Raw genomic sequence first — 24,089 nt, 5'->3', positions numbered from 1 at the left:
CGGTCACGGCAGGGCCCCGCCCAGCAGGTCGATCAGGGACTGGCGTTTCAACCCGGCGATGCCGGCGGTCGGGTTGATGCCGACCGGGCAGTGCTCGACGCAGCTGCCGTGGCTGTGGCAGCTGTGGCAGCCACCCGCAGCGCTGGCGGCCCGCAGCACGCCGCGGCGGTCGCCGTCGCGCTCGTCGTTGACCAGGGTCCAGGCGCGGTTCAGGGCGGCCGGGCCGAGATAGCCGTCGTCCCAGGCGACGACGTCGCAGGCGGCGTAGCAGACCGCGCAGTTGATGCACTCGATGCCGGCGTCGGCGGCCCTGCGGGCCGGGGTCTCCGGGCTGACCGGGGCCAGCGGGTCGTGGCGGCTGGCGGTCGGGGTGAACCGGCCCTGGGCGCGCTGCCACTTCTCGAAGAACGGGGTCAGGTCGACCGCCAGGTCCTTGATCCGCGGCAGGTTGCGCAGCGGCTCGATCCGCAGCCGGCCGTCGCTCGCGACCTTCGAGACATGGGTCCGGCAGGTCCAGCGCGGCCGGCCGTTGACGGTCATGGCGCAGGACCCGCACACCCCGACCCGGCAGGCGAAGCGGTAGGCCAGCGCCGGGGCGGCATGGCGCTGGATCCAGGTGACCACGTCGAGCACGGTCTGGTTGGCGCGCTGCGGGACCGCGTAGGTCTCGAAAGCCCCGCTGTCGCGCCCGCGCCAGACCTCCACCGACAGGCTGGCGTGCCCGGCGTCCATCGGCGCGGCGCTACTCCGCGGCCTGCGCGGTGGCGGCCGGGTGGGCGCCGGCGGCGTCCTCGATCTTCACCCAGGTGAAGACCTTGGAGACGATCCGCCACTGGCCGTCCAGCTTCACGAAGTTCAGGTAGTCGGTGAACAGCTTCGGCGCGATCGCGATCCGGCAGGTCACCAGCGCGCATTCCGGGCCGGCCAGGTCGATCGACAGGATGTGGTCGTGGCGCGGCTGTCCGGCGGCGGCCGGCGCGGTGCGGCCGCGAACCCGGTCGTAGACCGCCGGCATCGGGTCGTCGACCAGCGTGCCGCCGGTCCCGGAGATCAGGTGGCAGTTCGGGTGGAAGACCTTCTGCAGGGTCTCGACGTCGCCCTCGTGGAAGCCGTCGAAATACAGCTGCATGGCCTGGACGAGTTCGGCATAGGCGGTCGACATTTCGGCCTCCCCGGTTGGTTCGCGATCTTGGCGGCCGGAGTATGGACCCGGGCGGCAAGCCGGCGCAACGGCACGACCGGCGCGGCGGGCGGTGCGCAATGGTCGTTTCCCAGCCCGGTATCAGGCTCTAGAATGCGGCATTGGCGGCACGGCGAAGGGGGTATCCGATGGATCCGGCGACACTGGCGGCGCTCTACACCGCGCTCTACACCGCGATCGCGACGCTCGGCCTGGTGGCGACCGACACCTACGTCAACGCCAACACCATGTATCTCGACACCACGGTCGCCGAGGGCGTCGCCGAGGAGGGCTACGAGCCGTCGGTGGTCGGCGGCATCTTCATCGCCGAGGCGAAGAAGATCACCTCGACGCCGTCCCTGGTGGCGGCGCCGGTCATCCAGTCCAGCAAGGCCAAGCCGATTTCGGCGGCACTGGCCCAGGCGGCCGGGCTGGAGAGTGCGCTGGGCGCGATCCAGGGCGTCATGGGCGTGATCCCGCCCAGCCTGGTCGCCAGCGTCATCGCCGAGGATCCCAAGAAGCGGGTGCAGGTGGTGACGACCGCGGCCGACGGCGCGGTCGCCGAGCACGTGGTCGGCGAGGAGGCCGACCTCAAGCTGGTGCTGACCGGCTACGACCGGAAGACCGGCTACTTCTACGTGACGGTCGAGGGTCGCACCACCGACGAGGACGTCGACGAACTGATCCGCGAGGCCGCCTTCGAGTCGGTGCTGAAGCTGGAGCCCTATCTGGCGATGCTCTACGACCTCAGCCGCCGGGCCGAGGCCGGCGAGGACCTGGCGCCGGCGCGCATCCGGATCGACAAGGCCCTGTCCTCGGAGCCGGCCGCGATCCGGCACGGCCACCGGGCCCTGCTTGAGAACCTGCGCGGTATCCTGGCGCTGCTCGAGCAGAACCAGGTGATGGCGCGCCGGGACTTCGAGAAGGCGATCTCCTCCGATCCGCAGCAGCCGATCGGCTATCTCAACCTCGCCTTCCTGAACGTCCACGAGGACCGCTACCAGGACGCCATCGACGCGGTCGGGAAGGTCATCCATCCGAGCTACTGGCCGATGACCGGCAACCGGGTGCTGCTGGCCACCGGCCACATCATCAAGGGCGTGGCCGAGACCGAGATGGGCCGGTTCCGGGACGCCGAGGCGAGCTTCCGCAAGGCGGCGGAGCTGAATCCGCAATCGTCGGAGGTCCATGTCTACTGGGCGCGCATGCTGCGCAAGTCCGGGCGTCCGGCGGAAGCCTCCCGGCAATACGATCTGGCCCTCGGGAACTCGGTCTACTTCGAGAATTTTCCGGAGATGGCGCTGTTGTATTTCTGGCTGACCGAACAGGGCCAGGAACCGCTGGAGCGCCGGCTCGGCATGGTCGAGGAACGATAGGCCGCGCCCGCCCCCGGGGGCCGCCTAGAAGCCGCTCTCGCGGGCCCTGACGATCCCGGCGACCGTGGCGTTGATCGGGGCCGCCAGGCCGACCTTCGCGGCCTCGACCGGGATGGCGCCGTTGATCGCATCGATCTCCGACGGCCGCCGCGCCTCCTGGTCCTGCAGCAGCGACGGCTTGGCGCCGCGGATCTTCGAGCCGAAGCTGCGGACATAGTCCTCGACGTCCTCGAAGCCGAGCCTGATACCCTTGGTGCGGGCCACGGTGTCGGCCTCGGCGGCGCAGGAACTGGCGATCTTCCAGGCATCGGGGTGGTCGAGCACCTGCCCGACCGTCAGCCCGGTGACGCCGCATGGCCCGGAGAAGGCGCAGTTGCAGATCAGCTTCTCCCAGATCATCTGGTGGATGTCGGGGAAGCCGCGGGCCGCGAAGCCGGAGCCTTCCCACACCTTCACGACCCCGGCCAGCCGGTCGGTCTCGCCGCCGTCCATCTCGCCGAGCCGGACCAGTTCCATGCCGTTGTGGTGGGCATGGGCCGGGCCCCTCATCGAGGCGCCGAAGCCGCCGACCACGCCGAGCATGACCTGACTGGTCGGGATCGCCTCGGCGATCCGGTCGGCCGCTCCCAGGCCGTTCTGGATGGTCAGGATAACGGTGTCGGGGCCGGTCAGGCCCAGCGCGGTGCGGGCGGCCGCGGCCACTCCGCTGGCCTTGGTGGCGACGATCACCAGGTCGCAGACCCCGACCTCGGCGCCGTCGGTGGTGGCGCGGATCGACGTCACCCTCCGGTCGCCGGAGGCCCCCTCGACCCGCAGGCCCTCCCGGTTGATGGCGTCGACATGGTCCTTCCAGGCGTCGATCGCCCAGACCTCGTTGCCGGCATCGGCCATCAGCCCGGCATAGATCGACCCCATGGCGCCGCAACCGACGATCGCGATCTTCATGATGATTCCTCCCGGCCCGGATGCGTTTCCGCGAGAGTAGGCCGCCGGTCCGCCGGGCGGCAAGCCGGCGGTCGGACTACCGATAGGCGGGCGGCGCGTCGGCGCCCGCGGCGAGCGCGCCCTTCAGCTCGACCAGGACATTGTAGGCGGCGGGCATGCCGGCCAGGTACTGGACCCAGACGATCGCCTCGACCAGCTGCTCGCGGGTCACGCCGACATGCAGCGCCGCCGCGATGTGGAAGCGCAGTTGCGGGGCCGCGCCGCCGAGGACCCCCAGCGCCGCCACGGTGGCGAGCTGGCGGACCGGCAGCGGCTGCCGGGAGCTCGCGAACACGTCGCCGAAGGACCGGAAGGTGATCCGGACCAGGTCGCCGGCCAGCTCGTCGAACGCCGCCTGGATCGTCTCCAGGGCGGCGGCGTTGATACGGCCATAGTCCCCGGTCCCGCGCCGGTACCGCTCTTCGTCCGTCGGATCCGGGAGGTCGGCGAGCTCGACGGTGGGCTCGGCGGCCGGCTGCGGGCCGGCGCGGCGAAGGGCGTCGAGGGCTTTCGCGGCACGGGGATAGCCGAGATAGGCGGCCATCTGGACCAGGATGTCCTCGGCGAACTCGGGGGCCATGCCGTCGGCGAGCAGGGCACCGAACGCGTGGCTCAGCACCGGACCGTCGAGCGGCAGCGCTGCCAGTCCCGCGAGCCGGACGGCAAAGCGCTCCTCCGCCGTGAGCAGGTCGCGCGGCAGAAGGTCCCGGTCGCGGGTCCGCCGGTCGTCGCGCTCGAAGCGCGGCCCGGCATCGAGGCGCCCGGACCCCAGGTCCGGGTATGCGTCGGTCTGCGTCGGCATGCTCGTTCTCCCGTCGATGGCGACCGGAGTTCGCTGACATGCAGTTCATCATGAATCAAATCGATGGCTTTGATATACGTGATGCACATGGATAATCGCCGTTCGCTTGACCTGAATCTGCTGCGGGCCTTCGTGCTGATCATGCGCGAGCGCAGCATCACCCGCGCCGCGCGCCGTCTCTCGATCGGCCAGCCGGCCTTGTCCCATGCGCTCGCGCGGCTGCGCGCCGAGGTCGGGGACGAGCTGTTCGTGCGTGCCGGGCGTCGCATGGAGCCGACCGCACTGGCGCTGGCGCTGGCGCTGTTCGAAGCGGTGGCCCCGGCGCTGGACCGGATCGACGGCTCCGTGGCCGCGATGCGGGCGTTCGATCCGACGACAGCGGAGCGCATCTTCAGCGTCGGGATGTCCGAGGACCTCCAGCTGGCGTTCCTGCCGGCCATCGTGTCCGCGCTGGCCGAGCGCATGCCGAACGCGCGGCTGGCGGTGCGGCATGCCGACTACCTCGGGGCGGCGGACTTGCTGGACCGCGGGGACGTGTCGATGGTGGTGGGATATCTCGACCGGCTTCCGGCCGCCGCCAAGGTCCGCCGGATCGCGACGGTCGGGTACCGCGTGGTCGGCGACGCCGGCGGCGGTGCGGTCGAGACGCTCGAGCAGTACTGTGCGCGCCGGCATGTGCTGGTGACCTTCGCCGGCGACATGGTCGGCTATATCGACGAGACTCTGGCGCGCCTGGGGGTCGGCAGGCGGATCGCGTTGTCGCTGGCCAGCTTCGCGGTGCTGCCCGCCGTGCTGCGCGGTAGCGGCTGTCTGGCGACCGTCCCCGACTATCTGGCCGACGCACTGGCCGGGCGAGCCGGACTTTGCGCCGGGGCACTGCCTTTCGAGTCGCCCGACTTCGACATCTCGATTGCATGGCGGCTGACGGCCGATGGCGATCCGGCCGAAAGGCTGCTCCGCGACCTGATCGTCGAGGTGACGGGCGGCCGGGCGGCGGCCGACGCGTGACGCGGCCGCCTGGGCGAGACTGTCGCTGGCATCGGCTGGAGGCTTCGCGCAGGATTGCGCCGAGCCGCCGGAATGTGCCGGGCCAAGGAGGAGCCGATGACCGACAAGACGATCGCCGACCTGATCGAGGACCGCTTCGGCCTCGCCACCGACGACGGCCGCGACATGCCGGCGGAGGGCGAGCTGGCGGCGATCCTGCGGCACCGCAGCCACCGCCGCTTCAAGCCCGACCCGGTGCCGGACGAGCTGCTGCGGGTGGTGCTGGCCGGGGCATTCTCGGCGCCCGCCAAGTCGGATCTGCAGCAGTGCTCGGTGATCGTGGTCAAGGACCCGGAGATCCGGGCCGGGATCAACGCCCTGGTCGCCGGCCAGGACTGGGTGCCCGGGGCGCCGTCGCTGCTGGTGTTCTGCGGCGACAACCGGCGGATCCGGCGGATCGCGCAAGCCCGCGGCAAGCCCTATCCGAACGGCCACCTCGACTCCTTCCTGAACTGCGCGGTCGACGCCGGCATCGTGCTCGCGACCTTCATCCGGTCGGCCGAGGCGGCGGGGCTCGGCTGCTGCCCGATCAGCGTGATCCGCGACCGCATCGAGGAGGTCTCGGAGCTGCTGGGACTGCCGGACAACGTGTTCCCGCTGGCCGGCATGGGGCTCGGCTGGCCGGCCCGCGAGGGCTGGGTCAGCCTGCGGCTGCCGCCGGCGGTGACCGTGCACACCGATCGCTACGACGACACCGCCCTGCTGGAAGAGATCGACGGCTACGACCGGCGTCGCGAGGCCCGCTTCAGCACCCCGGCCGACAAACAGCGCATGACCAATGAATACGGGGTCGCCGAGTTCTATGGCTGGTCCGAAGACAAGGCTCGCCAGTATGCCACCCCGCAGCGCAAGCAGCTTGCCCGATTCCTGAACTCGAAAGGGTTCGGCCTCGACTGATTATCCTCAGCGCGGCGGGGCTGGCGATGCCGCGAATATTGCGCTGCACAATCGGAATCTGGCAGAAACCCCTTCCATTCGACGGATGGATTACCTACCGTCTTGCCTGACAAGACCGCGGAAAATGCGGCTTTCGCGCGTCCCGCCGACGCTCGGCACGGACGCAGAGACGACAGGGAAGGGAGGTTTCCATGTTCTTTTCGCGCAGGGACACACGTGTCCTGACGTCGGCCCTGGCCGGACTCGCGGCTCTCGGCCTGGCCGCCACGGCCGAGGCCAAGGTCGAGGGCGACACCATCATCCTCGGTGCCGCGATTTCGCTGACCGGGAAATACGCGACCAACGGAATCCACGCCCAGAACGGCTACGAGTTCGCCGTCAAGAAGATCAACGACGCCGGCGGCGTGAAGGTCGGCGGCAAGTCCTACAAGCTGAAGGTCCAGTACTACGACGACGAGTCGACCCCGGCGCGTGGCGCCCAGCTGGCCGAGCGGCTGATCAACCAGGACGGCGTCAAGTTCATGCTCGGACCGTATTCGTCCGGCCTGACCAAGGCGATCGCGCCGGTCACCGAGAAGTACAAGATCCCGATGGTGGAGGCCGAGGGCGCATCGCGCTCGCTGTTCACCCAGGGCTACAAGTATCTCTTCGCGGTGCTGTCGACCTCCGAGCAGTATCTCGCCAGCTCGATCGAGCTCGCCGCCGAAGTGGCCAAGGGCCAGGGCAAGGACCCGTCCGACGTCAAGATCGCCATGGCGTTCGAGAACGATCCGTTCTCGCTCGACGTTCGCGCCGGCGTGGTCGATGACGCCAAGAAGTACGGCATGCAGATCGTGGTCGACGACAAGCTGCCGCGCGATCTGTCGGACATGACGTCGACCCTGACCAAGGTGAAGGCGCTCAATCCGGATCTCCTGGTGGTCTCCGGGCACTCGAAGGGGGCGGCGACCGCCGGCCGGCAGATCCAGGAACTGCAGATCCAGACCCCGATGATCGCCATGACGCACTGCGAGGCCGCGGACGTGGTCGGCAAGTTCGGGGCGGGCGCCACCGAGGGTCTGCTGTGCCCGACCCAGTGGGCCGAGACGCTCAGCTACTCGGACCCGCTGATGGGGACCGCCGCGGAGTATGACGTGGCGTTCAAGAAGGCGTATCCGGAGTACCAGACGGTTCCGTACCAGACCGCCCAGGCGACCGCTGCGGTGATGGTGTGGGCCGACGCCTTCGAGCGTGCCGGCCAGTTCGACACCGAGGCGCTTCGAGACGCGCTGGCCGCCACCGACATGAAGACCTTCTACGGCGGCATCAAGTTCTCGGAGGCCGGCAACAACGTTGCCAAGCCGATGGTGCTGCGCCAGATCCAGGACGGCGAGTACAGGGTGGTCGCGCCGTCCAAATGGGCCTCGTCGGAGCTGCGTTACCCGCGGAAGCCGAAATACTGAGGCGTCGACAGTCGTGACGGCGGCGGGAGGGGGCTTGCCTCTCCCGCCTTTCGTCGTTGCGGATCGACAGGCCCCGTCGGTGCGCCGGGCCCCGCCGGACGGGGCCGCGGTCGACGACAACCGGACGTAAGGACCACCGGATGCTCGACAATCTGTCCCTTCTCTGGCAGGCGCCGATCCTCGGCGTGGACCTGTTGCTGCAGGGTCTTTTCATCGGCGCGATCTTCGCCCTCGTGGCCTACGGGCTGGCGCTGGTCTGGGGCGTGATGAACGTGAAGAACCTGGCCCAGGGGGACATGGTCATCCTGGGCGGCTACATCGCCTATCAGGCCACGCTCTGGGGGCTGCACCCGATCGTCGCGTTGCCGGCGGCGATCGTGCTGATGTTCGGCCTCGGCTGGCTGATCTACCTGCTGATCATCCGCCGCGTGGTCGACCGCGACATGTTCACCTCGCTGCTCGCCACCTTCGGGCTCAGCCTGCTGATCCAGCAGGTGCTCAACCTGATCTACGGCCCGGAGGTGAAGGTCGCGGAATCGGGCTTCGGCAGCGTCCATCTCGGCAGTTTCATCATCGTCCAGAACGTCCGGCTATACAGCCTGATGATGGCGGCGGCGCTGGCTGCGGCCATCGTACTGTTCATGAAGCGCTCGCGCATGGGCCAGGCGATCCGGGCGACCGCCCAGGATCCGCGGGCGGCCCGGGTGCTGGGCGTGAACACCGACCAGGTCTACGCCTTCACCTATGCGCTGAACGCCTCGATCTGCGGGGCGGCCGGGGTGCTGGTGGCGATGATCTGGGTCATCCAGCCCTACTACGGCATCGTCTACTCGATCCGCGCCTTCATCATCGTGACGGCGGCCGGCCTCGGGAACCTGCCCGGGGTGATCGTCGCCGGCTTCGGGCTCGGCATGTGGGAGAACGTCGCCGGCTTCGTGTTCGGTGCCGAGTTCGCGGTGGCGGCCGTGGTCATCATGCTGGTGCTCGTCCTGATGTACCGGCTCCTGCAGTCCTATCGGGTGCGGCAGGTGGTCCGATGAGCGCCGCCAGGCTCGACATGTCTGTCTACGCGGCGCTGATCGTCGCCGGCCTCGTCGCCCCGGTCCTGTTCCCGAACTACGCCTCCCAGATCGCGGTCATGTGGCTGATGATCATGATGGCGGTCACCTGGGACATGACCGGCGGCCAGATGGGCTACAACTCGCTGGGCAACGTGATCTTCTTCGGGCTCGGCATGTACGCCGCGGCGATCGTGCAGATCGGGCTGGTCTTCGACGTCGCCGAGTACACCGCCGCCTTCGGCGCCATCGTGGTCGAGTTCACCGACGCGCAGTACTACACCGGCCTCGCCCTCGGGATCGTGGCCGGCGGCGTCGTGGCGGCGATCTTCGCGCTGGTGGTCGGGCCGTTCATGCTCGGCCTGCGCGGCCCGTACTTCGCAATCGGCACCCTCGGGCTGGCGGTTGCCGTGGCCGAACTGGTCAGCGGCTGGGGCTATGTCGGCGGCGGCGGCGGCATCTCGATGCCGGTCTACCCCGGGGCGGCCGGCGAGGGCACCATGGTCTGGTACGCCCTGCTGGGCGTGCTGGCACTCGCCGCCCACCTGACCGCCCGCTGGCTGTACTCGACGCAGTTCGGGCTCGCCATCAACGCGATCCGCGACGACGAGGACAAGGCGGAGGCGATGGGCATCCACACCACCCGCTACAAGGTCCTGACCTGGGCGGTGGCGGCCTTCTTCATGGGCATGGGCGGGGCGGTGTTCGGCAACATGTCGGGCTTCATCGAACCGCTGGAAGTCGCCTTCCCGACCACCACCTTCGGAATCTTCATGGTCGCGATGGCCCTGGTCGGCGGCAAGGGCACGCTGTGGGGGCCGGTGCTGGGCGCAATCCTGTTCCACGTGGTCAAGGAGTGGACCTGGACCTACCTGCTCGGCTGGCAGTGGGTGGCGCTGGGGGCGATCATCATCGTCAACATCGTGTACTTCCAGCAGGGGATATTGGGCTGGGCCCAGGACAGGTGGCCGGAGGCGTTCGGGCTGACGGTCGACCGTGGAACCGGGGGAACCCAGGTGGAGGCCGCCGAATGAGCGCACACGGCAGCAGGATCCAGATCGAGGTGAAGGGGGTGTCCAAGTCGTATGGCGGCGTGGTCGCCAACAAGGACATCTCGCTGCAGGTGCCGGAGGGCCGGATCACCGGCCTGATCGGGCCCAACGGGTCGGGCAAGACCACCCTGTTCAACTCGATCGTCGGCTACCACCCGATCGACGAGGGCTCGATCACCTTCGAGAACCGCGAGATCTCGCGGATGCGGGTCCCCGACATCGCCCGGCTCGGCATGCTGCGGACCTTCCAGCAGACCCGCATCTACAAGAAGATGAACTGCATGCAGAACATGGTCATCTCGGTTTCCCACCGGGGCGGCGGGTTCGGCGGCATCTTCCGCCCGGCGCGCGACCCCGAGACCGAGGAGCGGGCCGAGCAGCTGCTGGAGTTCGTCGGCCTCTACACCAAGCGGCGGCTGATCTCCGGCGACCTCAGCTTCGGGCAGCAGAAGCTCCTGGAGTTCGCCATGGCGCTGATGAACCGGCCCAAGGTGCTGCTGCTCGACGAGCCGACCGCCGGCATCAACCCGACCCTGATCAACGGGCTGATCGACCGGCTGAAGCGGGCCAACCAGGAACTCGGCGTGACCCTGTTCGTCATCGAGCACAACATGCGGGTGATCATGAACCTGGCCGAGCAGATCTCCTGTCTGGCCCATGGCCAGCTGCTGGCGACCGGCACGCCGGAGGAGATCCAGAACGACCAGCGGGTGATCGACGCCTATCTGGGGGCGCACTGATGAGCGACCAGACGCAACCCGGCGCCGAGCGCGCGGTCCGCGGTTACGGCAGCGGCGACGTCGCGACGGTCATCTCGGTCGACGACGTGGTCCGCCAGGCCCAGGCGATCGCCGAGGATCGGCCGACCGTGGCGGCTCTCGAGGGACTGGTCGACGGCGAGGCCTTCCTGTCGATCGAGTCGCTGCGCGCCGGCTACGGCAAGATGGAGATCCTGCACGACTTCGACCTGCGGGTCGGCAAGGGCCAGTCGCTGTGCCTGATCGGCCCGAACGGCGCCGGCAAGTCGACGGTCCTGCATTCGATCTTCGGCTTCACCAACGTCTTCTCCGGCACCGTCACGGTCGCTGGCCGCGACGTCACCAGGCTATCGCCGCAGCAGAAGCTGAAGGCCGCCGGCGTCGCCTACATCCTGCAGGACAAGTCGGTTTTCCCGGGCATGACCGTGGAGGAGAACCTGCTGATGGGCGGGTTCCTCAAGGAAAGCGTCGACGAGGCCAAGGAGGCGGCCGAGAAGGTGTTCGCCAAGTACGACCGGCTCGCCGAGCGCCGCAACAAGCCGGCCGGCGTGCTGTCGGGCGGCGAGCGGCGCCTGCTGGAGATCAGCCGGGCGCTGGTGATGGACCCCGAGGTGCTGCTGGTCGACGAGCCGTCGATCGGGCTGGAGCCACGGTTCATCGACATGGTGTTCGAGATCCTCGACGACCTGCAGCGCAGCGAGGGCAAGACCATCGTCATGGTCGAGCAGAACGCCAAGAAGGGCCTGGAGTTCGCCGACATCGGCTATGTGCTGGTGTCCGGCGAGACCGCGCTGGCGGGGCGCGGCGACGAACTGCTGGAGAATCCCGAGGTCGGGCGGCTGTTCCTCGGCGGCTGAGGCGTGGCGATCCTCCGCCACACGCCGATGTGACTCCGCCGTGATCGGGCCTGACGCTTCTGTGAGCGGCGGTGTCCCGCCGCGGCGCTATCTTCTGTCGCAGGACATGATTCCGACAGGAGGATCGAATGAACCGTCGTGACGTGAATGCCGTATTGCTGGGCTCGCTGGTGACCGCCCTGGCCGCCGCCGCGATGCAGGCCCCGGCGATCGCCGCCGAGCGGGAGAAGTGCTACGGCGTCTCGCTGGCCGGGCAGAACGACTGCGCCGCCGGGCCGGGCACCACCTGCGCCGGCACCTCGAAGGTCGACTACCAGGGCAATGCCTGGAAGCTGGTGCCGAAGGGCACCTGCGAGGGCATCGAGCTGCCGGGCGGCCGCAAGGGTTCGTTGACCGCCCTCGACCGCGACGTGCCGAAGGCCTGAGCGCGATGACGACGGAACCGGCCCGGCGCCGGCCGGTGCCGGGCGCAATCCCGGCGCGGGCCGGGGTCGGGCTGAAGCCGGCGCACGGCGCCGCCATCCTCGGCACGCATCCCGATGTCGGCTTCTTCGAGGTCCATGCCGAGAACTACATGGGCGCCGGCGGGCCGCCGCACCGGCTGCTGGAGGCCGTGCGCGAGCGCTATCCGCTGTCGGTCCACGGGGTCGGCCTGTCGATCGGCGGGGCCGGTCCGCTCGACCGCTCCCATCTCGCCCGGCTGCGCGCCGTGGTCGAGCGCTATCGCCCGGGGCTGGTGTCCGAGCACCTGGCCTGGTCGACCCATGCCGGCGGATACCTCAACGACCTGCTGCCGGTGCCGCTGACCGAGGCGACCCTGGCCCGCGTCGCCGGGCATGTGGACGAGGTGCAGGACGCGCTCGGGCGCCGGATCCTGGTCGAGAACCCGTCGAGCTACCTGGCGTTCGACGAGAGCACGATCCCGGAGACCGAATTCCTCGGCCGGCTGGTCGAGGGCACCGGCTGCGCGCTGCTGCTGGACGTCAACAACGTGGCGGTCTCGGCGGCCAATCTCGGCTACGACCCGCACGGCTATCTCGATGCCTTCCCGATCGGCCATGCCGGCGAGATCCACCTGGCGGGCTACGACGAGGAGCCCGAGGCCGACGGCGGCCGGCTGCTGATCGACGCCCATGGCAGTGCGGTGCGGCCGGACGTCTGGCCGCTGCTCAGCCACGCCCTGGCGCTGGCCGGGCCGCTGCCGGTGCTGGTCGAGTGGGACAACGACGTGCCGGACTGGCCGGTGCTGCACGCCGAGGCGATGGCCGCCGACGCGGTGCTCGCGGCGTGCGCGAGGCAGCCGCTGCGGGCCGGAGCCGGGCATGGCTGAAAGCGCGACCCTGGCCGCCTTCGCGGCGGCGCTCGCCGATCCCGGCCACCCACCGCCGCCGGGCTTGTCGGCGCGGCCGGGCGCCGACCCCGTGCGGCGCTTCGCGGTGTATCGCAACAACCTGGCGACCGGGCCGATCGACGCGCTGCGGGCCGGATTCCCGGTGACCGAGCGGATCGTCGGCGAGGATTTCTTCCGGGCGATGGCGCGGGCGTTCGCCGCCGGGCACAGGCCGGACTCGCCGCTGCTGTTCGAATACGGCGCGGCGTTTCCGGGCTTCGTCGCCGGCTTCGAGCCGGCGGCGGATCTGCCCTATCTGGGCGAGGTGGCGGCGGTCGAGGCGGCGCGCAGCCGGGCCTATCACGCCGCCGATGCGCCGGCGATCGGCATCGCCGACCTGGCGGGTCGGCTGGCCGACCGGGGCGGCGACGATCTGCTGGCGGTCCGGGTGGTGCCGCATCCGGCGGCGCGGCTGGTGGCGAGCCGGTATCCGGCGGTCGCGATCTGGGCGGCCCACCAGGGCGGCGGAATGGCCCCGGCGTTCGCCGGCCCGTGGCGGCCGGAGACCGCGCTGGTCACGCGGCCGGCGGACGCGGTCCAGGTCCGGGCGCTGGATCCGGCGGCCGGCGCCTTCGCGGCGGCGCTGCTGGCCGGTGCCGGCGTCGGCGAGGCCGGCGCGCTGGCGCTGCGGGAGGACGATGGATTCGAGGCCGGCGGCGCGCTGGTCGCGCTGGTCGAGGCGGGGGCGGTCGCGGGCCTCGCGGGTACCGATGAACAGGGAGCACTTGAATGAGCCAGCATGGCGACGACGAAGCGACCGCTCCGTCGATGGTGGTCACCGTGTGCCGGGCTGCGGGATGCGTGCTGGCGGTGGCGCCGCCGGTCGCGCAGATCGCGCTGCGGGTCGCGCTGGCGGTGCCGTTCTACCGGTCCGGCCTGACCAAGTGGGACGGCTTCCTGCAGCTCTCGGACAGCGCCGTGTATCTGTTCGAGGAGGAGTTCAAGCTGCACATTCTCGGGGCGACCATCGACTACCCGCTGCCGGCCCTGATGGCGTTTCTCTCCGGCGTCGCCGAGATCGCGCTGCCGGTGCTGCTGGTGCTCGGCCTCGGCACCCGGTTCGCCGCCTTCGGCCTGCTGGCGATGACCGCGATCATCCAGCTCACCATTCCGGACGGCTGGGCGAACTTCCACCTGCCTTGGGCGGCGATGGCGCTGGCGCTGGTGGCCTGGGGCGGCGGCCGGTTCTCGCTGGATCACCTCGCCGCCCGCTCCGGGCTGTGGCCGTGGCGGTGCTGAGCGTTACCCGTCGTCGTCCAGCGGGACGCCGAGCCCGACCTTGGTGCGGTCCATCACCACGAAGGTGCGGAACCGGCGGACCTGCGGGTTGTCGAAGAAGAACCGCTGGGTGAAGCGCTCGTAGCTCTTCATGTCGCGGGCGGTCAGCACGATGATGAAGTCGGCGTCGCCGGTGACGTAGTAGCACTGCATGACCTCGGGCGTGGCCCGCATCGAGCGCTTGAAGGCGTCGACGATGTGCGGGTGCTCGCGCTCCAGCGAGACCTCGACGATCATGGTCAGCGCCCGGCCGACCGCTTCCGGCGACACCACCGCGATCTCGGCCTCGATCACCCCGGTCTCGCGCAGCCGCTTCAGTCGGCGGTGGCAGGCCGAGGCCGACAGCCCGATCCGCTCGCCGAGCTGGTCGGCTGTCAGCCGGGCATTCTCCTGCACCAGGGCCAGCAGCTTGCGGTCGAAGTCGTCCATTGGATTCCCGGGTGGTGCGGGTACCGACCGATCTTCGCGGACCCCGGTGGCCGCGTCGACCGTCGTTTCCGTTCGGTCGATCGGCGCGGGAGCGCTAGCATAGGGTGTCGATGCCGGTCCGCCGGCCCGGCAAGCGAGTCGGACACCGCAGGCCGCCGTGCGACGCGACGGACCGGAAGCCCGCGGGTCGACCGGGAGGGACGCATGGGCATTTGCGCCACCGATCGTCGCGGCCGGTCGGGACGGATACTGCTGATCGCCATGGCCGGTGCGTGGGCCCCGGCGCTGGAGGCGCAGGCGTCCGGCTACCAGCTCCGCGAGCAGAGCGCGACGGCACAGGGCAACGCCTTTGCGGGAGCCGCGGCAGGCGGCGACGACATGAGCGCGATGTTCTTCAATCCGGCGTCGATGACGCAGTTCACCGGCGACGGGGCGGCTCTCCACCTGAGCTACATCGCTCCGCGGGTCGAACTCGACGGCGCCGCCGCATCCACCGTCCTGGGGACGCCGATCGCCGGCAACGCGAGCGATGACAACGCCGCGGTGACCGTGCTGGTACCGGCGCTGTACGGCATGTGGCAGGCGTCGGAGGACTGGCGGGTCGGGCTGTCGGTCAATGTGCCGTTCGGCCTCGAGACCGACTACAGCCGCGACTGGGTCGGCCGGTACCAGGCGGTCGGTTCGCAGGTGAAGACGATCAACGTCTCGCCGCAGGTCGCCTGGCGGGCGACCCCGTGGCTGTCGCTGGGAGCCGGCATCCAGGCGCAGTACATCGACGCGACGCTCAGCAACGCCGTCGACTTCGGCACCATCGGCCGGGCGGCCGGCATCTCCGCGGCGGTGCCGGGCAGCCGCAGCCAGGACGGATTCACCGAGGTCCAGGGCGACGACTGGGGCTACGGATACTCGCTGGGCGCGGTCGCCGAGCCGGTGGACGGCACGCGGATCGGCCTGTCCTACCGCTCGCGGGTCGAGCACGGCCTGAAGGGCGATGCCGCGTTCGACCTCGGCAGCAGCGGGGTCGGCACTGCCCTGGCGGCGGCGACCGGCGCGTTCCGCGATACCGGCGCCAGCGCCGCCGTCACCACCCCGGCCTCCCTGTCGATCGGAGTCCGGCAGCGGGTGTCGCCGGAGTGGACCGTGATGGGCGGCCTGGAGTGGACCGAGTGGAGCGTGTTCGACGAACTGCGGATCGAGTTCGACAACGCCGCCCAGAGCGACAGCGTCACCCGCGAGGGCTGGAAGGACACCTGGTTCGCCTCGCTCGGTGCCACCTACCGGCCGGCCGACTCGCCGTGGACCTTCCGGGCCGGCGTCGCCTACGACCAGGCGCCGCTCGACACCGGCAACCGGACGCCGCGGATCCCGGACGGCGACCGTTACTGGCTGTCGGCCGGTGCCAGCTACCAGCCGACACCGTGGCTGTCGGTCACCGCCGCCTACACCCACCTGTTCGTCGCCGACGCCGAACTCGACCTCGGCACGTCCGACACCGGGAGCACGTTCCGCGGCAACCTGACCGGCAACTACGAGAGCTCGGTGGACATCGTCGCGGTATCGGCCCGGCTGCTGTTCTGAGACCGGCGGCCGGCGGTCCGGGCCGACCCCGGTCGGGGCCGGAACGGAGTGACATCTCGGCGGCCATGGCCGAAGCTGTGATCCGGCAACCAACCGGCTGACTGGGACGACCATGAAGGACGAGAAGATCCCGATCGAGGAGATCTACGTGCCGACCAAGCGGCGCGCGACCCTGAATCCGGAGACCGTCGAGCAGCTTGCCGCCGCGATCATGGAGGAGGGCCAGAAGGCGCCGATCCTGGTGCGCCACGACGGCAAGCGCTACGTGCTGGTCGAGGGCCTGCACCGCATGGAGGCCTGCCGCGCCCTCGGCGAGGAAACCGTGATCGGGGTCCTGGTACAGGCCCGGAAGCACTGAGGCGCGGCCGGCGGCGCCGGCGATCCGGGACTACCGAAGCGACTGCAGGTAGGCGACCAGGTCTTCGATCTGGGCCGTCGACAGGTCGAAGGGCGGCATCTGCCCGCGCACATGCGGGTTGGCGAGGAATCCGCGAACGTAGTCGTCCGACCGTGTGCGGGCGATCGTCGGGAATGCCGGTCCGGCATCGGACGCCCGCGGCGAGGTCCCGGTCGCATGGCATTCGGTGCACCAGCGCTCGGCCAGGGCGCCGCCGCGCTCGGCCGTCCCGAGCGGCTGCGCGGCCGCCGGCCCGGCCAGCGCGGCGCAGAGACCGAGGGCGGCCAGGGCTTGCCGGCCACGGGGCGTCCGGGGCTTGCTGCTTCGCGGCATGCGCGTCCTCCTATGGGGGCTCGGGGTCCGAGAGCGTCCCCGATCATGCATCCGCCCGGGCGAATCCCGAAGCGGGAACGAGCTCGTTTCCCCGTTGGCTATCGGTCGCGGGTTCCGGGCCGGCGCCGGCTCATGGCCGGTCGAGCACGTAGGTCGCGGCGTCGGTGCCGTAGTGCTGCCGCAGGCCGAGGCTGCGCATGCCGAGCCGCTGCATGACCCGGATCGACGCGGTGTTGCGCGGATCGGCGATCGAGAACAGCCGGGGCGCGCCCAGTTCCTGGAACCCGAAACCGATCATCGCGCGGGCCGCCTCGGTGGCGTAGCCGCGGCCCCAGTGCGCCGGCAGCAGCCGCCAGCCGATCTCCAGTTCCTGGACCGGATCGTTCTCGATGTGCTGCAGGCAGCAGGCGCCGACGATCTCGCCGGTGGCGGCCGGCCGGATCGCCCACCAGGAATAGCCGAGGTCGGTCCAGCGGGTCTCGGCCCGGCCGATCCAGGCACGGGTCTCTTCGGCGGTCTGCGGCCTGCCGCCGATGTAGCGCATGACCTCCGGGTCGCGGTTCACGACGCAAAGGCCGTCGTGGTGGTCCATGCCGCAAGGTTCCAGCCGGAGCCGGTCGGTGACGAGCGTCGTGGTCATGACGCGACGATACGGCCGGGCCGCGAGGGTTGACCAGCGGCCGTGGCTTCAGGGCTGCTCGACGATCTTCCCGACGATCCGCCGGACCACCGGCAGCACGAAGATCAGGATCGGGAAGGCGATCACCCAGGAGGTGCCCCAGGACTGCATCCAGATGGACAGGAAGCCCGGCTCCAGGCCGTAGCCGCGGACCGTCGAGATGCAGGCCACCACGCACGACATCAGCACCGAGATGATCAGCGGGGTGACGATGACGGCGTAACGGGCCGGCAGCTTGCGGCGGCCCGCGGCGGTTCCGGTCTGTCCTGTGCTCATGCGGCTCCCCGGCGTCTGGTCGGGGCCAGCATATGTCGGCACCGGGGCCGGCGTCGTCGGGCCAGATCGATGCCGCGCGGCACGGCTGTCATGCCTCAGTGTGAAGCCGGTCCGAACGAGTTGGGGAATTCATGCGCCATCGGGCGATCATCGCCGAAATCTTGCGGTCGAAGGAGCTTCTCCGCAGACTGACGGCGGCGGGCGTTGCTAGGGTGTTCGCTACCCAGCCGCCGGAGCCCGTCATGACCGCTTCCCGTCCCGCCGTCGAGATCTTCGCCAATCCGCGCGCCGACCGTTCGGCGCCGCGGCCCGGTGTGCTGACCCACGAGGCCCGCGCCGAGGCGCAGGCTGCCATCCGGGCCTGGCCCGGCTACGCTCCGACCCCGCTGCTCGACCTGCCGGGCCTGGCGCGCCGGCTCGGTGTCGCGGCGGTGCGCTGGAAGGACGAGGGCGGGCGGTTCGGGCTCGGCAGCTTCAAGGCGCTGGGCGGCGCCTACGCCGTGCAGCGGCTGGTTCGCGAGCACGGCGGCGACGTCACCTTCGCGGCGGCCACCGACGGCAACCACGGCCGCTCGGTCGCCTGGGGTGCGAAGCAGGCCGGGGCCAGGGCGGTCATCTACCTGCATGCCGGGGTCAGCCCCGGCCGCGAGGCGGCGCTGCGTGCGCTCGGCGCGGAGATCGTGCGGGTCGCCGGCAACTACGACGACAGCGTGCGGCAATGCGCCCGCGCCGCCGCCGAGCGCGGCTGGCAGGTGGTGTCCGACACCGCCTGGGAGGGTTATCGCGAGGTTCCGACGGCGGTTATGGCCGGCTACTCGCTGATCGCCGCCGAGGCGGTCGCGCAGATGGGGGCCGAGCGCCCGACCCATGTGCTGGTGCAGGGCGGCGTCGGCGGCGTAGCGGCGGCGATATGCGCCGAGCTGCGCGAGGCCTGGGGGGCCGACGCGCCACGTTTCGTGGTGGTCGAGCCGGCGCTTGCCGCCTGCCTGCTGGAGAGCGCGCGCCGCGGCGGCCGCACCGAGATCCCGATCGCCGAGGAGACGGTGATGGCCGGGCTGTCCTGCGGCGACCCGTCGCCGCTGGCCTGGGAGATCCTGGACACCGGCGCCGACGACTTCGCGGCGGTCGACGACGCCTGGGTGCCGCCGGCCATGCGGCTGCTGGCCGACGGCGAGTCCGGCGACCCGCGGGTGGTCGCCGGCGAGTCCGGGGTTGCCGGGCTGGCCCTGCTCCTGGCCGCCCGGGAGCGGTCCGAGACCTGGGCGGCGCTCGGCCTAGACGCCGGCAGCCGGGTGCTGCTGATCGGTACCGAGGGTGCGACCGACCCGGAGATCTACCGCGAGATCGTCGGCCGCGGCGCCGACGAGGTGGCGGGGACGGTGGCCCGATGACCCGCCCGCAGGACCTGCCGTCCGAGCTGGTGGCGGCGATGACCGAGTGGCGCCGCGACTTCCACCGGCACCCGGAGCTCGGCTTCCAGGAGGTCCGGACCAGCCGGCTGATCGCCGAGCGGCTGGCCGCCTTCGGCCTGGAGGTCCACACCGGCATCGGCGGCACCGGGGTGGTCGGCGTGCTGCGGCGCGGCGCGTCGAACCGGGCGGTCGGCCTGCGCGCCGACATCGACGCCCTGCCGATCGTCGAGAAGAACGACTTCGCCCACCGGTCCGCGACCGACGGGGTGATGCATGCCTGCGGCCATGACGGCCACACCGCCATGCTGCTCGGCGCCGCCGGGCATCTGGCAGCCGACGGGCGTTTCGACGGCACCGCGGTATTCATCTTCCAGCCGGCCGAGGAGCACGGCCGCGGCGCCCAGGCGATGATCGACGACGGGCTTTTCGAGCGCTTCGGCGTCGACCAGGTGTTCGGCATCCACAACATGCCGGGGCTGCCGGTCGGCCAACTCGCGGTCCGTACCGGGCCGATCATGGCCAGCGAGGACAATTTCGAGATCGTCATCCACGGCGCCGGCGGCCACGCCTCGGCGCCGCAGAACACGATCGATCCCATCGTGATCGCCGCCGAGGTGGTGATGGCGCTGCAGACCATCGTGGCGCGCGGCTTCGGGCCGTCGGACGCGGTCGTGGTGTCGGCCACCGAGATCACCACCGACGGGGTCCGCAACGTGATCCCGTCGACCGCCTGGATCCGCGGCGACGTGCGCACCTTCCTGCCGGCGCACCAGCAGCGGGTCGAGGCGCTGATGCGGCGGATCGCGGCCGGGGTCTGCGCCGCCCATGGCGCCACCTGCGAGGTCGAGTACGGCAACTCCTTCGTGCCGACCATCAACACCGCCGAGGCCACCGACCTGGTGGTGCGCACGGCGCGCGACGTGCTGGGCGACGGCAACGTCGACCCGGACTGCCGGCCGATCGGCGGGGCCGAGGACTTCGCCCGCATGCTGGCGGTCAGGGAAGGCTGCTTCGCCTTCCTCGGCAACGGCGGCGACGCCGGCCGCGGCCGCGGCCTGCACGGCCAGTACTACGACTTCAACGACGACGCCCTGGCGCCCGGGGCGGCCTGGTGGGTCGGCCTCGTCGAGGCGGCGCTGCCGGCGCGGTGAGATGCCCGCCGCTTCGTGGGTTGCCGGGTCGCGCTGCGCTTGCCCGGAATGACGACCGAGAGGGGGGATGATCGTCGGTTCCACTCTTTGCCGTCATTCCGGACAGAACCGCCGACGGCGGAACTGATCCGGCAACCCACGGCGCGACGGGCGTCAGGCCGCCTCTTCCATCGCGCGCTTCAGCACCTCGAAGACCCGCGGCGACCCGCTCTGCGCGGCGTTGAAGCGCAGGTAGCTTGCGGCCGACCCGGACGGGCTGAACACGTTGCCGGGGGCCAGCACGACGCCGTGCCCGAGCGCCCGGCGGGCGACCTCGGCGGAGTCCAGGCCGTCGGGCAGCCGGGCCCACAGGAACATGCCGGCGCGCGGTTCGGTCCACAGGGTCAGCCCGGCGCACTCCAGCCGCCGCGCGGTCTCGCCCATCGCCCTGGCCAGCCGGCCGCGCAGCCCGTCCATGTGCCGGCGGTAGCTGCCGTCGACCAGCAGGCGGTGGACAAGCTGCGCCGCCATCGCGCCGTTGCCGAACATCGCCGCCAGCTTGAGGTCGGCCATGCCGTCGATCCAGTCGCCTCGCGCCGCGACGAAGCCGCTGCGCACCGCCGCCGACAGGGTCTTGGAGAAGCTGCCGACATGGACCACGCGCTCCAGCCCGTCGAAGGCGGCCAGCCGGGGCGCCGGCGCGGTCTCGAAATCGGCGAAGATGTCGTCCTCGACGATCACCATGTCGTGGGCCTCGGCCAGCTTCAGCAGCCGGTGCACGCTGGCGGCCGGCAGGCAGGCGCCGGTCGGGTTGTGCAGGGTGGCGTTGGTCACGTACAGCCGCGGCCGGTGCTCGGCGGCGGCCCGCTCGAAGGCCTCCAGGTCCGGTCCGGCCGGGGTGTAGGGCACGCCGACCACGGTCGCCCGGTGCGCCCGCAGGATGGCCTGGAAGTTGAAGTAGCAGGGGTCGTCGAGCAGCACCGTGTCGCCCGGCTGCAGCAGGAAGCGGCACACCAGGTCGATCGCCTGGGTGCCGGAATCGGTCAGCAGGATGCGGTCCGGGCCGGCCTCGATGCCACGGCCGTCCAGGCGGTCGGCGAGGTGGCGGCGCAGCGGCGCGAAGCCGAGCGGGCTGTCGTACTCCGCGAGGTCGGCGCCGGTGTCGCGGGCCAGCGCCCGCATCGCCCGGCGCAGCGCCGCGTCCGGCAGCCAGTCGGTCGGCAGCCAGCCGCACCCCGGCCGGGCCACCCCGCCTTGCCGCTGGGACGCGGGATCCAGCGACTGCCGCATGATCCACAGCGGATCGATGGTCGGGTCGGCTCGGCGCGGGCCGGTCGCCAGCGACAGCGGCCGGGTGCGCCGGGTGACGTAGAAGCCGGAGCCCGGCCGGGCGGTGATCGCGCCCTCGGCGGCCAGCCGGTCATAGGCCTCGACCACGGTCGACTTCGACACGCCGAGCGTCCCGGCCAGCCGGCGCAGCGACGGGACCCGCGCGCCCGGTGCCAGGGAGCGGGTCTCGATGCGCCGGCGGATCTCCGCCATCACCGCCTCGACCAGGGTCCCGCCGGACGCGGGCACGGAAGGCATCGCCGGCATCCGTACTCCTCCTTGGACCAGTACAGTTTGGCCAGACCGTACTATAGCGTCCCTGTCGCCCGGCCGCATCGCCGGTCATGATCGCCGGCATGAACGCCATTCCGATGACTGTCGCGCCGCCGGCGCGCGCGGCCGCCGCCTGGGCCAACGGCCTCGCCGGCGTCGCCATATTCGCGGGCTCGCTGCCGGCCACCAAGATCGCGGTGGCGGCCTTCGACCCGCTGTTCCTCACCCTGGCCCGCGCCGCCATCGCCGGCATCGTCGCGATCCTGCTGCTGGCGGTACTGCGGCCGCCACGTCCGACCCGCGGCGACCTGGTCTCCCTGGTCATCGTCGCTCTCGGGGTGGTCGTCGGCTTCCCGCTGCTGACCGCGCTGGCGCTGGGGCATGTGACGTCGGCGCACGCCATCGTGTTCATCGGCCTGCTGCCGATCGCGACCGCGGTCTTCGGGGCGATCCGCGGCGGCGAGCGGCCGCGGCCGGCGTTCTGGGCGTTCTCGCTCGCCGGCTCGGCGATCGTCGCCGGCTATGCCCTGCGCGGCGGCGGCGACGCCTCGCTGGTCGGCGACGGACTGATGCTGCTGGCGGTGGTGGTCTGCGGCCTCGGCTATGCCGAAGGCGGCCGGCTGTCGCGCCGGCTCGGCGGCTGGCAGGTGATCAGCTGGGCGCTGCTGCTGTCGCTCCCCGCCATGCTGCCGGCGGCGGTGCTGACCCGACCGGAGTCGTGGGACGGCGTCGGCCCGTCCGGCTGGCTGGCGCTCGGCTACGTGGCGCTGTTCAGCATGCTGATCGGCTTCGTGTTCTGGTACCGCGGCCTGGCCCAGGGCGGCATCGCCGCGGTCGGCCAGCTGCAGCTGCTGCAGCCCTTCCTGGGCTTCGCGCTGGCCGCCCTGCTGCTGGGCGAGACGGTCGGCTGGCCGCTGCTGGCGGCGGCCGTCGCGGTGGTGCTGTGCGTCGCCGGCGCCAGACGCTTCGCCGGCTGAGGTCCTTCGCGATGATCGACCTCGCGGCCGTCGCCGCCTTCGCCCTGATCGCGCTCGGCATGGTGCTGACGCCGGGGCCGAACATGATCTACCTGATCTCGCGCTCGATCTGCCAGGGCCCGGCGGCCGGGCTGGTCTCGCTCGGCGGCGTGGCGCTCGGGTTCTTGGTCTACATGCTGTGCGCCGCCTTCGGAATCACCGCACTGGTGCTGGCGGTGCCCTATGCCTACGACGCGCTGCGGCTGGCCGGGGCCGGCTACCTGCTGTACCTGGCCTGGCAGGCGGTTCGGCCCGGCGGCCGGTCGCCGTTCCAGGTCCGCGTCCTGCCGCCCGACGGGCTCGGCCGGCTGTTCCTCATGGGGCTGCTGACCAACCTGCTGAACCCGAAGATCGCAGTGCTGTACCTGTCCCTGCTGCCGCAGTTCGTCGACCCGGCGAAGGGCAGCGTGCTGGTGCAGTCGCTGCTGCTGGGGTCGGTGCAGATCGCGGTCAGCGTAACCGTGAACGCGGCGATCGCGCTGGCCGCCGGCTCGATCGCCGGCTTCCTGGCGCGACGGCCGGCCTGGTTCGCCGTGCAGCGCTGGCTGATGGGTACGGTGCTGGCCGCACTGGCGGTGCGGATGGCGGCCGACGCGCGGCGTTAGCTGCCGCCCGCGGCGGCGTTGCGGCGCTTCCAGATGACGCATCCGGTCGTCCCCGGATACTGGATGAACCGGTCGGCGCGAGGGTGCCAGTAGACCGGGATCGTCCGGGTCGGCACCGGCATGAACAGGACCAGGTGATCGTTCGCGGGGCCCGGCTGGTGGCAGAGCGCACGGGAATCCTCGGCGGCTTCCAGCACCTGTCGGATCGGTGCGTGGATGACGTAGTGCTGCCTCGCCGCGGAGGCGACGGCCGGCAGCAGGCACGCCAGCACGAGCAGGCCGACCACCAGGGCCCTGCAGGGAAAAGAATGGATGTGGCAGCATCCGGCGCGAACCGCCGGATTCCGGGTGACCATGATCGCTGTTCCGTCAAGGAAGGGTCGTCTTGACGGTGTTCTAGCAATCTCTGGTGAAGAGAGCGTTAGCGATCACAGGATTTTGTGCCCGCCTGTTGAATATACCTAGTCCGGCCGACCCGGGCGCGGCGGTTCCGGACGTATCGCCGGCGCTG

General features: G+C 71.0%; 28 protein-coding genes. 18 read left to right on the top strand and 10 right to left on the bottom strand.

Annotated features, from left to right (window positions below):
- Positions 1-3: 3 nt before the first annotated feature.
- Both RIC31_RS07015 and RIC31_RS07010 read right to left on the bottom strand, forming a co-directional pair.
- On the bottom strand, positions 4-732 hold the full coding sequence (locus tag RIC31_RS07015; RefSeq protein WP_350104641.1) for a succinate dehydrogenase/fumarate reductase iron-sulfur subunit: 729 nt from the start codon (positions 730-732) through the stop codon (positions 4-6).
- A gap of 10 nt (positions 733-742) precedes the next feature.
- Positions 743-1,162, bottom strand: a complete 420-nt coding sequence (locus RIC31_RS07010) for a nuclear transport factor 2 family protein (RefSeq protein WP_350104640.1) — start codon at positions 1,160-1,162, stop codon at positions 743-745.
- A 167-nt stretch (positions 1,163-1,329) separates the two neighbouring features.
- On the opposite strand from RIC31_RS07010, the gene RIC31_RS07005 reads away from it, so the two are divergent.
- Entirely contained in the window at positions 1,330-2,556 is a 1,227-nt protein-coding gene (locus RIC31_RS07005; RefSeq protein ID WP_350104639.1) for a tetratricopeptide repeat protein, read from the top strand.
- Positions 2,557-2,580: 24 nt separating this feature from the next.
- Here the strand turns inward: RIC31_RS07005 and RIC31_RS07000 are convergent, their stop codons facing one another.
- Both RIC31_RS07000 and RIC31_RS06995 read right to left on the bottom strand, forming a co-directional pair.
- Entirely contained in the window at positions 2,581-3,501 is a 921-nt protein-coding gene (locus tag RIC31_RS07000) for a ketopantoate reductase family protein (protein ID WP_350104638.1), read from the bottom strand.
- 76 nt (positions 3,502-3,577) lie between these two features.
- Positions 3,578-4,342 carry a carboxymuconolactone decarboxylase family protein gene (locus tag RIC31_RS06995; RefSeq protein WP_350104637.1) on the bottom strand — a complete coding sequence of 255 codons (765 nt, stop codon included), beginning with the start codon at positions 4,340-4,342 and terminating at the stop codon, positions 3,578-3,580.
- An 87-nt stretch (positions 4,343-4,429) separates the two neighbouring features.
- Here RIC31_RS06995 and RIC31_RS06990 point away from each other — a divergent pair, with 87 nt between their 5' ends.
- From RIC31_RS06990 to RIC31_RS06940, 11 genes are all read left to right on the top strand, one after another.
- The gene (locus RIC31_RS06990) at positions 4,430-5,350 is read left to right on the top strand and encodes a LysR family transcriptional regulator (protein WP_350104636.1); all 921 of its coding nucleotides are present in this window, start codon (positions 4,430-4,432) and stop codon (positions 5,348-5,350) included.
- A 96-nt stretch (positions 5,351-5,446) separates the two neighbouring features.
- Positions 5,447-6,286, top strand: a complete 840-nt coding sequence (locus tag RIC31_RS06985) for a nitroreductase family protein (protein WP_350104635.1) — start codon at positions 5,447-5,449, stop codon at positions 6,284-6,286.
- Between the two features lie 191 nt (positions 6,287-6,477).
- Entirely contained in the window at positions 6,478-7,728 is a 1,251-nt protein-coding gene (locus RIC31_RS06980; RefSeq protein WP_350104634.1) for an amino acid ABC transporter substrate-binding protein, read from the top strand.
- Positions 7,729-7,868: 140 nt separating this feature from the next.
- Positions 7,869-8,768, top strand: a complete 900-nt coding sequence (locus RIC31_RS06975) for a branched-chain amino acid ABC transporter permease (protein ID WP_350104633.1) — start codon at positions 7,869-7,871, stop codon at positions 8,766-8,768.
- Positions 8,765-9,820 carry a branched-chain amino acid ABC transporter permease gene (locus tag RIC31_RS06970; protein ID WP_350104632.1) on the top strand — a complete coding sequence of 352 codons (1,056 nt, stop codon included), beginning with the start codon at positions 8,765-8,767 and terminating at the stop codon, positions 9,818-9,820. The genes RIC31_RS06975 and RIC31_RS06970 overlap by 4 nt, the downstream gene beginning before the upstream one ends.
- Positions 9,817-10,578 (top strand): ABC transporter ATP-binding protein, encoded by a 762-nt coding sequence (locus RIC31_RS06965; RefSeq protein WP_350104631.1) that lies wholly within the window; start codon positions 9,817-9,819, stop codon positions 10,576-10,578. The genes RIC31_RS06970 and RIC31_RS06965 overlap by 4 nt, the downstream gene beginning before the upstream one ends.
- Positions 10,578-11,453: an ABC transporter ATP-binding protein gene (locus tag RIC31_RS06960; protein WP_350104630.1), complete on the top strand. Its 876-nt coding sequence runs from the start codon at positions 10,578-10,580 to the stop codon at positions 11,451-11,453. Before RIC31_RS06965 ends, RIC31_RS06960 begins: the two co-directional genes overlap by 1 nt.
- 128 nt (positions 11,454-11,581) lie before the next feature.
- Positions 11,582-11,878, top strand: a complete 297-nt coding sequence (locus RIC31_RS06955; protein ID WP_350104629.1) for a BufA1 family periplasmic bufferin-type metallophore — start codon at positions 11,582-11,584, stop codon at positions 11,876-11,878.
- A 5-nt stretch (positions 11,879-11,883) separates the two neighbouring features.
- Positions 11,884-12,783: an MNIO family bufferin maturase gene (gene bufB, locus RIC31_RS06950; protein WP_350104628.1), complete on the top strand. Its 900-nt coding sequence runs from the start codon at positions 11,884-11,886 to the stop codon at positions 12,781-12,783.
- The gene (locus RIC31_RS06945) at positions 12,776-13,576 is read left to right on the top strand and encodes an HvfC/BufC family peptide modification chaperone (RefSeq protein ID WP_350104627.1); all 801 of its coding nucleotides are present in this window, start codon (positions 12,776-12,778) and stop codon (positions 13,574-13,576) included. The genes bufB and RIC31_RS06945 overlap by 8 nt, the downstream gene beginning before the upstream one ends.
- A complete protein-coding gene (locus RIC31_RS06940) occupies positions 13,573-14,082 on the top strand; it encodes a DoxX family protein (protein ID WP_350104626.1) in 510 nt (169 codons plus the stop codon). Before RIC31_RS06945 ends, RIC31_RS06940 begins: the two co-directional genes overlap by 4 nt.
- Before the next feature lie 3 nt (positions 14,083-14,085).
- Here RIC31_RS06940 and RIC31_RS06935 read toward each other — a convergent pair whose 3' ends face one another.
- Complete coding sequence (locus RIC31_RS06935; protein ID WP_350104625.1) at positions 14,086-14,550, bottom strand: Lrp/AsnC family transcriptional regulator; 465 nt, start codon at positions 14,548-14,550, stop codon at positions 14,086-14,088.
- 204 nt (positions 14,551-14,754) lie between these two features.
- Here RIC31_RS06935 and RIC31_RS06930 point away from each other — a divergent pair, with 204 nt between their 5' ends.
- Together RIC31_RS06930 and RIC31_RS06925 are read left to right on the top strand one after the other, a co-directional pair.
- On the top strand, positions 14,755-16,128 hold the full coding sequence (locus tag RIC31_RS06930; RefSeq protein ID WP_350104624.1) for an OmpP1/FadL family transporter: 1,374 nt from the start codon (positions 14,755-14,757) through the stop codon (positions 16,126-16,128).
- 112 nt (positions 16,129-16,240) lie between these two features.
- Positions 16,241-16,486: a ParB N-terminal domain-containing protein gene (locus tag RIC31_RS06925; RefSeq protein WP_350104623.1), complete on the top strand. Its 246-nt coding sequence runs from the start codon at positions 16,241-16,243 to the stop codon at positions 16,484-16,486.
- Between the two features lie 30 nt (positions 16,487-16,516).
- On the opposite strand, the gene RIC31_RS06920 is transcribed toward RIC31_RS06925, so the two are convergent.
- The 3 genes from RIC31_RS06920 to RIC31_RS06910 form a co-directional block, all read right to left on the bottom strand.
- Positions 16,517-16,858, bottom strand: a complete 342-nt coding sequence (locus RIC31_RS06920; protein ID WP_350104622.1) for a c-type cytochrome — start codon at positions 16,856-16,858, stop codon at positions 16,517-16,519.
- A 130-nt stretch (positions 16,859-16,988) separates the two neighbouring features.
- Entirely contained in the window at positions 16,989-17,498 is a 510-nt protein-coding gene (locus RIC31_RS06915) for a GNAT family N-acetyltransferase (RefSeq protein ID WP_350104621.1), read from the bottom strand.
- A gap of 48 nt (positions 17,499-17,546) precedes the next feature.
- Positions 17,547-17,813 carry a DUF2798 domain-containing protein gene (locus tag RIC31_RS06910; protein ID WP_350104620.1) on the bottom strand — a complete coding sequence of 89 codons (267 nt, stop codon included), beginning with the start codon at positions 17,811-17,813 and terminating at the stop codon, positions 17,547-17,549.
- A 242-nt stretch (positions 17,814-18,055) separates the two neighbouring features.
- Between RIC31_RS06910 and RIC31_RS06905 the strand changes: the two genes are divergently transcribed.
- Positions 18,056-19,204: a diaminopropionate ammonia-lyase gene (locus RIC31_RS06905; RefSeq protein WP_350104619.1), complete on the top strand. Its 1,149-nt coding sequence runs from the start codon at positions 18,056-18,058 to the stop codon at positions 19,202-19,204.
- Positions 19,201-20,376, top strand: coding sequence for a M20 aminoacylase family protein (locus RIC31_RS06900; protein ID WP_350104618.1), 1,176 nt, complete (start codon positions 19,201-19,203; stop codon positions 20,374-20,376). The genes RIC31_RS06905 and RIC31_RS06900 overlap by 4 nt, the downstream gene beginning before the upstream one ends.
- A gap of 153 nt (positions 20,377-20,529) precedes the next feature.
- Here the strand turns inward: RIC31_RS06900 and RIC31_RS06895 are convergent, their stop codons facing one another.
- Entirely contained in the window at positions 20,530-21,942 is a 1,413-nt protein-coding gene (locus tag RIC31_RS06895; RefSeq protein ID WP_350104617.1) for an aminotransferase-like domain-containing protein, read from the bottom strand.
- Positions 21,943-22,040: 98 nt separating this feature from the next.
- Between RIC31_RS06895 and RIC31_RS06890 the strand changes: the two genes are divergently transcribed.
- Both RIC31_RS06890 and RIC31_RS06885 read left to right on the top strand, forming a co-directional pair.
- On the top strand, positions 22,041-22,934 hold the full coding sequence (locus RIC31_RS06890) for a DMT family transporter (protein WP_350104616.1): 894 nt from the start codon (positions 22,041-22,043) through the stop codon (positions 22,932-22,934).
- Between the two features lie 11 nt (positions 22,935-22,945).
- Complete coding sequence (locus RIC31_RS06885) at positions 22,946-23,578, top strand: LysE family translocator (RefSeq protein WP_350104615.1); 633 nt, start codon at positions 22,946-22,948, stop codon at positions 23,576-23,578.
- On the opposite strand, the gene RIC31_RS06880 is transcribed toward RIC31_RS06885, so the two are convergent.
- Positions 23,575-23,934 carry a hypothetical protein gene (locus tag RIC31_RS06880; protein ID WP_350104614.1) on the bottom strand — a complete coding sequence of 120 codons (360 nt, stop codon included), beginning with the start codon at positions 23,932-23,934 and terminating at the stop codon, positions 23,575-23,577. The two genes, RIC31_RS06885 and RIC31_RS06880, sit on opposite strands and share 4 nt — an antisense overlap.
- Positions 23,935-24,089 lie beyond the last annotated feature (155 nt).

The organism is Thalassobaculum sp. (assembly GCF_040219615.1).
Classification (GTDB): domain Bacteria; phylum Pseudomonadota; class Alphaproteobacteria; order Thalassobaculales; family Thalassobaculaceae; genus Thalassobaculum_A.
The sequence above is the reverse complement of the archived record's forward strand: the minus strand, read 5'-3'. Positions and strand labels throughout refer to the sequence as shown.